This is a genomic window from Streptomyces sp. NPDC037126 (assembly GCF_055605965.1).
In genome coordinates, this window is record NZ_JBVJTD010000067.1 from 1 (window position 1) to 7,058 (window position 7,058).

Annotated in this window: 3 protein-coding genes and 1 pseudogene; 1 reads left to right on the top strand and 3 read right to left on the bottom strand. The window is 68.0% G+C overall.

Annotation, left to right across the window (positions count from 1 at the left end):
- Positions 1–239 precede the first annotated feature (239 nt).
- Positions 240–2,360: a SpoIIE family protein phosphatase gene (locus ACZ7FF_RS44650; protein ID WP_470820461.1), complete on the bottom strand. Its 2,121-nt coding sequence runs from the start codon at positions 2,358–2,360 to the stop codon at positions 240–242.
- 1,363 nt (positions 2,361–3,723) lie between these two features.
- Here ACZ7FF_RS44650 and ACZ7FF_RS44655 point away from each other — a divergent pair.
- Positions 3,724–4,362, top strand: coding sequence for an HAD family hydrolase (locus tag ACZ7FF_RS44655; protein WP_470820463.1), 639 nt, complete (start codon positions 3,724–3,726; stop codon positions 4,360–4,362).
- A gap of 51 nt (positions 4,363–4,413) precedes the next feature.
- Here the strand turns inward: ACZ7FF_RS44655 and istB are convergent.
- Positions 4,414–5,206 (bottom strand): annotated as a pseudogene (gene istB / locus ACZ7FF_RS44660) (IS21-like element helper ATPase IstB).
- Positions 5,203–6,840, bottom strand: coding sequence for an IS21 family transposase (gene istA / locus ACZ7FF_RS44665; RefSeq protein WP_470820465.1), 1,638 nt, complete (start codon positions 6,838–6,840; stop codon positions 5,203–5,205). The pseudogene istB and the gene istA overlap by 4 nt, the downstream one beginning before the upstream one ends.
- Between the last annotated feature and the right edge of the window lie 218 nt (positions 6,841–7,058).

A 7,058-nucleotide genomic window follows, 5' to 3' on the forward strand; every position in this document is an offset into this window, starting at 1 on the left:
TTAACGCCTTCCAGATCGCCTTCGAAGGACGCCTCACCCCCACCACCAGCCACTGAACCTCAACAACCAAGATCAGCCGTTGACTGGACACACCCGCGCAGGAGGCACGCAGCAGGCCAGGTTGTTGCAGCGGGACCGAACGAACGGTGCTGCGCAGTGGGCGAGGTCACATGCTCAGGCAGAGGGCGTTGGCATGGGCGGTCCTGTCCCGCAGAGAGATGAAGCGCGCGGTATGGGTGTCAGCCGCCGTTTGTCGGGCGGATGAGCAAGAGGGCGATGTCGTCATGCCTAACGACGCCCCGTTTGGCGTGGTGGATCAGGGTGTCGGCGAGATCGTCGAGTTCCTGGCCTGGCGCCTGTGCGAGGTGCTTGGCAAGGTCGTAGGTGGTGTGGTCGATGTCGGTGCCCGGGGTTTCCACAAGTCCGTCGGTGTACAGGACAAGGACGGAGCCCGGCGGAAGGCGGATTTCGGTGGTGGTGTAGTCGGTGGCGGGGTCGATACCGAGGAGCAGCCCGGGTGGCAGGTGGAGGATTTCGGTGCGCCCGTCGGGATGGCGGAGCAGTGGCGGGGGATGTCCGGCGTTGGCCAGCTGAGCGCGGTGGAGGGTCACGTCGAGGTGGGCGATCAGGCAGCTGGTGAACAGGCCGGGGTCGAGGTCGGTCAGGAGGCGGTTGGTGCGGGTGAGGATGTCGCCGGGGGTTGTTCCGGTGGTGGCGTGGGCGTGGACGGCGGTGCGGACCTGTCCCATGAGGGCGGCGGCGGTGGAGTCGTGGCCCTGGACGTCGCCGATCGCGGCGGCGGCGGTGGTGTCGTCGCAGCGGATGAAGTCATAGAAGTCGCCGCCGACGTCCATGCCGTGCCCGGCGGGGAGGTAGCGGGCGGCAACGTCCAAGCCCTCGATCGGGGGCAGGGTCTGGGGCAGAAGAGCGGTTTGCAAGGAGTGGGCAAGGGCGTGCTTGGCGTCGTAGAGGCGGGCGCGGTCCAGGGCCTGCGCGATCAGTCCGGCGAGGGAGGTGAGGATGCCACGCTCTGCTGGGGGAAAGGGACGGGGCTGGTCGTAGGAGAGGACGAGAGAACCGATGGGGCGTCCGGAGACGGTCAGGGGCAGGAAGGCCCAAGCGTTGGTTCTTTCGTAGCGCGGAGCGTCGGGATAGGCGCGCCGGAAGTCGGCGAAGGCGGGGAAGAAGGCGGCGTCGCCGGTGGTCAGGACATGCGCGACGGGGGTTGTGGAGGTCAGGGAGGTGCCGTCGAAGGGGTGGACGAAGTCGGTGCTGTAGCCGCGGTGGCCGACGATGCGAAGCCGGCCTTCTTCCTGGGTCATCAGGATCAGGCGCTGGGGGCCGAAGGCGGGCACGATCTGGTCGGCGACCCGTTCGGCTACGTCGCGCACGCCCGTGGCCTCGGTCAGGGCGGCCGCCAGGTGCGTCAGGAGGTACAGGGCCGTCGCGCTCACGGGTTCGCTGGCGAACCGGGGCTTTTCGCCTGGGCCGGTGGTGGCCGGGCGGGCGGTAGGAGTGATGTGGACGCTGATGCCGCTGTCGTCGGGGTAAAGCTCGAAGAGCAGCGACGTGTCCGGGGGACGCAGGGCGGTGAAGGAGGTGGGGTGGCGGCTGATCAGCGCCGCCCGGTAGCGGTCTTCGAAGAGTGGCTCGTTCAGCCATAGCAGCACTTCCCAGGGGCGTTTGCCCACCAGGGCGGCGACGCCGCAGTTCATCAGGTCGGCGGCGGCGGGGTTGATGAAGGTGAGCCGGCCCTCGATGTCGAGGGCGCAGCAGCCTACGGGCAGGCGGTCGGTGAAGCCGAGCGCAGCCATAGCCTGGGCGGGGTCGGACCTGCCGAGCTGTGTGGCAAGAAGCCGGGGTTGTTCAGGGGCTGGCAGCGGACGGCCGCTCTGCGCGGCTTGTTCACAAAGGTTGGCCGCGCGTCCGCAACAGGTGGCGACCGCCTGGCGTTCATCGTCGTTGAGCTGTGGTGGGTGCCAGATGGGCCACAGCAGCACGATGCCACCCCACACCGAGGCGCCGCTAGTCAAGGGTGCTGCGGCAAGCATGAAGTCGTACGGCAGCACGATCCCGAGCCGGGGGTAGCTGCGGGCCATCTCCTCCTGGCTGCCGAGCCACAGCAGGCGCCGCTGCCGCATCGCATCCGCGACCGGGATCGGAGCATCCAGGGGAATGCGGGTCCACGGAGCGGCGATCTGCCGGGAGACTCCGGACAGCAATGCCAGCCGCAGCAGCTGCTCGCCGGGCTGCAACAGGTACAGCAGGGCCACCGACGCGCCGGTCTGCCGCACCACGTCGGCCACGACCGAATCCAGCCGCTCCACGGAATCGGGCCTGTGGCCGGCAGGCTGCCGCATCACATTCGCCCTGTCCCGGCGGCAGGCGTACGGGCGCCGCGACTGCGGCCGAAGCGGCTGCGGGCAGCCTCAGCACTGATACCCAGACCCGCGCCGATCTGGCCCCAGCTGGCCCCTGCCCGACGGTCCGCGCGCACTGCCGCCTGGACGAGTTTTCCAGCCAGCTCCGGCACGCGTGCTACTGCGGCAGAGTTCCAGCCCGCGTATACGCCCGGCGACGGCAGCTCATGAACCCGTAGGGAGAGGGCCTGCACCTGAAGGACCAGCTCCTCACCGGCCGCGGCCATTCCCTCCCGCTCCGTGGCCGCCCGATTCCAACGGCAGCGTGCACGCCAGGCCGCCTGCCGGTGCGCCGCCCGGCAGTACCGGCGGCTGCCCACCGCCGCCCCGGGAAGCCGCACCCCACACCAGCTACACCGCACATCACCCATATACGGACAATACGCCCGCGCTGCCGTAACGTCTCTAGCGGCCGGCACTCGCACGCCAGCCGAAGGATGAGTCGACCGGGGAGGTTCAGTTCACTTGGCGAACCAGCCCCCGTCGGATCATTCCCGCGCCGCCGTGGGCGCTTCGACTCCGTCGAAGATCCGCTCGATGCCGAAGTCGAGCGGGTCGGTGCCGGCGGGTCGAAGGCGCCATCGGCGAGGCCTTGACGAGGGCGGGAAAGCCATCGGCATGCCGGGCGAGGAGTTCGCCGCCGAGCCGGTCCCACTCAGGGTCGCACTCCTTGTCGTGGTCGCGCCGCTCCTGGGCGAGGCGCGGACGTGGACGATGAGGAGGGGTGGGAGGAGATGCCTCCACGAAAGATCGCAGTCACCGCCAGGCACGCGCGCGTGGATCAGTCCCGACAGGCTCCCCCTCCCCGCCCTCGCCACCACCCCACGCTCCCGCGCATGGCCAGCCAACCGAACCCTCGCCGCCTTCGAATCGACCAGCTCCGACACCCGCCGCACACAAGCGGTGGCCGACTACGTCGGCCTGGAAGAGTGGCTGACGTCATGCTGCACCGAGGATCCACGCGGCGGGCTCTGGTGATCCATCTCCGCGCCTGACCGACGGCCGCGACGCCCTGGGCCCCGTTCACCCCGGAGGTGGTGGCCTTGGCTTCGTTCACTTCTTGCGACAGCGTTTGTTGACGAGTTCTGACGTCGTCGCTCGGCCGAGGACTCCGCGGATCGTCATGAGTTTTGGAGGCACCTGCTGATGCAGCCGAGTCGTGTCGCGGCTCGCAACAGGGCTGCCACAAGGTTCCAAGATCGCTTGACCTTGCCCCAGCAGGAAGGACAACAGTGTCTCCATAGATCACATGAGCGGGCGGTGTGCGCTCGCCAGCCGGCCGGACGAAGAGGGGGGAGTTCGAGTGACGGAGACCTGCGTCATTCTTGATATCGGTGGCGTGCTGGAGATCACGCCGGAAACAGGATGCGTGCAGCGGTGGGAAGAGCGGCTGGTGCTGTCGCCGGGCACTGTGCACGAGCGGATGCGCGACGTGTGGCAGGCCGGGAGCATCGGGAGCATCAGCGAACGAGAGGTTCACGAGCAGGTGGCAGCACGCCTGGAGCTCGATGCGTCCCAGGTCGAAGCCTTCATGGCGGATCTTTGGGCGGAATACCTGGGGACGCCTAACGAGGAACTCATCGCTTATGTGCGAGGGCTGCGGGGAAGCTGCAGGCTGGGCATCCTGAGCAACAGCTTCGTCGGTGCCCGGGAGCGGGAGACGGCGCTGTACCACTTCGACGAACTGGTCGAAAAGATCGTGTACTCGCACGAGATCGGCATCGAGAAGCCGGACCCACGTGCCTTCGAGGCCGCATGCGCCAGCCTGGAGGTGCGGCCGGAGAGCTGCCTCTTCATCGACGATTTCGCCGTAAACGTTGAGGCGGCCCAGGCGGCGGGCATGCAGGCGCATCTGTTCGAGGACAACGCCAGGACGATCACGCGGATCGCAGCTCATCTGGACGCTGGTCCCCGGGTTGCAGGGCGTGTCCCGCTCGGATGATCTCGGCCTGGCCGGCCCTCAGTGGTTGCCGGCCAGGCGGTGAAGCGGTGGTCAGCCCGCTTCTGCGTGTTCGGCTCGGGCTCGGGTGCTGGCCAGACGGTAGGAGTCGGTGCTGGTCTCGATGATGGTGCCGTTGAAAGTGAGCCGGTCGACGATGGCGGCGCACAGACCGGGATCGGTGAAGGTCTTCGTCCAGCCGCCGAACGACTCGTTGGAGGCGATGGCGACGCTGTTCTTCTCCTCGCGCTCGGTCAAAACCTGGAAGAGGAGCTCGGCGCCGTGCCGGTCCAGTTCCATGTATCCCAGTTCGTCGATGCAGAGGAGGTCGACGCGGCCGTAGCGGGCGATGGTCTTATTCAGCTGCTTCTCGTCGGCGGCCTCGACCAGCTCGTTCACCAGCTTGGTGGCGAGCGTGTAGCGGACGCGGTACCTTCATGGCGGCCTCGGTGCCCAGAGCGATGAGCATGTGGGACTTACCAGTTCCGGAGTCGCCGATCAGGCAGAGCGGCTGTCCCTTCTTGATCCACTCGCAGCTGGCCAGCGTGTTCACGGTGGCCGGGTCGATGTTGGGGTTGGCCTCGAAGTCGAAGGTCCGCAACGACTTCTCCCGCGGGAAGCCGGCTGCCTTGATCCGCCTTTCCGAGCGGCGTCTGGCCCGGTCGTCGCACTCGGCCATCAGCAGTTCGGCGAGGAAGCCGCGGTAGGTCATCTGGTCCTTGGCCGCCCGTTCGGCGATCTCGGCGAACTCGTTGCGGATCGAGGGCAGCCGCAGCAGGCGGCAGGCGGTGTCGATGGCCGTGGTGGCGGCCTGCTCGGTCAAGCCTCGCTGGCGGGGCAGGGTCACTGTGCTTCTCCCTCTCGGTGGTCACCGCCGCTGACGCGACGGCGTCGGAGCAACTGGTCGTAGGGCGTCACCGAGGGCAGTGGCCTGGTGTCCGGCGGCAGGTGGTTCAGCTTCCACTCGTGCAGGAACGTCACGGTCGCCGCCGACTGCCCGGTGGCCTGCGCAGACGGGGCGACAACCATCGGATCGTCCTCGGTCTGGGCGGCCTTGCGGGCCTCCAGGGCGACCGCGTCCGCGGTCAGGGCCCCGGCCCGCAACGCGGTAGCGAGACCCGCGACCAGGTGCTCGTGCGGGATGTGTCGGGCCATCAACAGGACCTCGATCAAGGCCCGGGTGCCCTCGGTGTCGCCGTGTGCCTTGACTGCCGCAGCCCACCAGGCGTCGTGGACGGGAGTGAACTTGCCCGCAGAGCGGGCCTGTTCGAGCGCAGTGGCGCCGGGGAAGGCGCCGGGCTTGCGGATCAGGGCCTCGAGGTAGTGATCCAGTTCCAGGCGGCAGCCGCCTTTGGCGATGAGTCGCTCGTGTCGGGCGACTTCCACGTTCTTGTCGTAGACCACCAGGTGAGAGGCGTGCAGCATCACCCTGACCCGCTTGCCGATCAATCGGACCGGCACCGAGTAGCGGTTGGTGCGGACCGCGATCTGGCTGTAGCGGTCGACCCGCGGGGTGAACACCCGCCCGGTCTCGAACGGCTCCTCGGGCAGCGGCAGCAGCAGAGGTCGCTCGACCTCGAAGTACTCGTCGATCGTTCGCGGCCGGGATCCGATCCGGCGTCGGCCGTCGTGCCGGTCCCACTGCTCGACCAGCTCATTCAGCTCCGCCAGCGAGGCGACCTCGGGAACCGGGGTGAAGTGGTTGCGCCGGAAGTAGCCGATCTGCCCCTCGACCCCGCCCTTCTCGTGGGCGCCGTCGATGCCGGGTCTGCAGTAGAAGCTCTCGATCCCGAAGTGCGATTTGAAGGCGATCCACCGGTCTGTCTCCACCCTGGCCCGGCTCAGCCCCAGCACCCGGGCAACGGCGGCCTTGAGGTTGTCGTAGCGGACCTTGCTCCGTGGGACACCGCCCAGCGTCCGCAGGGCGTGCACGTGCCCTTCGAAGAAGGCTTCCTGGCCGCAGGAGGCGAAGACGCGGTGGACGGCTTTGCCCGAGTACGACAGTCGGAAGGAGAACAGGTAGCAGGTGACCAAATCGCCGGCGAGGCGCACGCTCACGTCACCGAAGTCAACCTCGGCCTCCATGCCGGGCTGGTGCGTCTGCGGCACGAACGCCTCCAGTGGAGCCTTGCCCGATTCCACCAGAATCCGCGGCTTCCGGTCCGCGACGTAACGCCGGACCATCTGATAGGAGACATCGGCGCCGTGCTCCTCGACCAGTCGGTGGAAGATCCTCGTGACCGTGTGCCGCTGCTTGCGCGGCGCATCCAGGTCCGCCCGCAGGATCCCGTCGATCACCGACTTGTACGGATCCAGCGCCGTCGGCCGCGGCGGCAGCTTCTTCCGCGGCTCCGGCCAGACCGAGTCCACGGCCCTGCGGACCGTCCGCCACGACACGTTGTACTTGCGCTCGATCTCCCGCATCGTCATGCCGCCGCGGTGGTCGCGCCGGATCGCCGCGTACAGCTCGACCTTCGACATCTGCGGCATGACCAGGGCCTTTCATCACGAGCACCTCGATGCTGCCCAGGCAAGAACCCCCGTGCCGTCAAAACTCGGGTTCTGGCTCACTTTCCGTGGAGCATGCACTCTGAGTGAGTCCGCGGGAAGACGCCCGGAACTGATCCGTACGGGGTGTGGTGTGGCTGACAGTTCGGCCCGTGGAAGAAGTGATGCTTCGGCTGGAGGAGTTGCTGTTC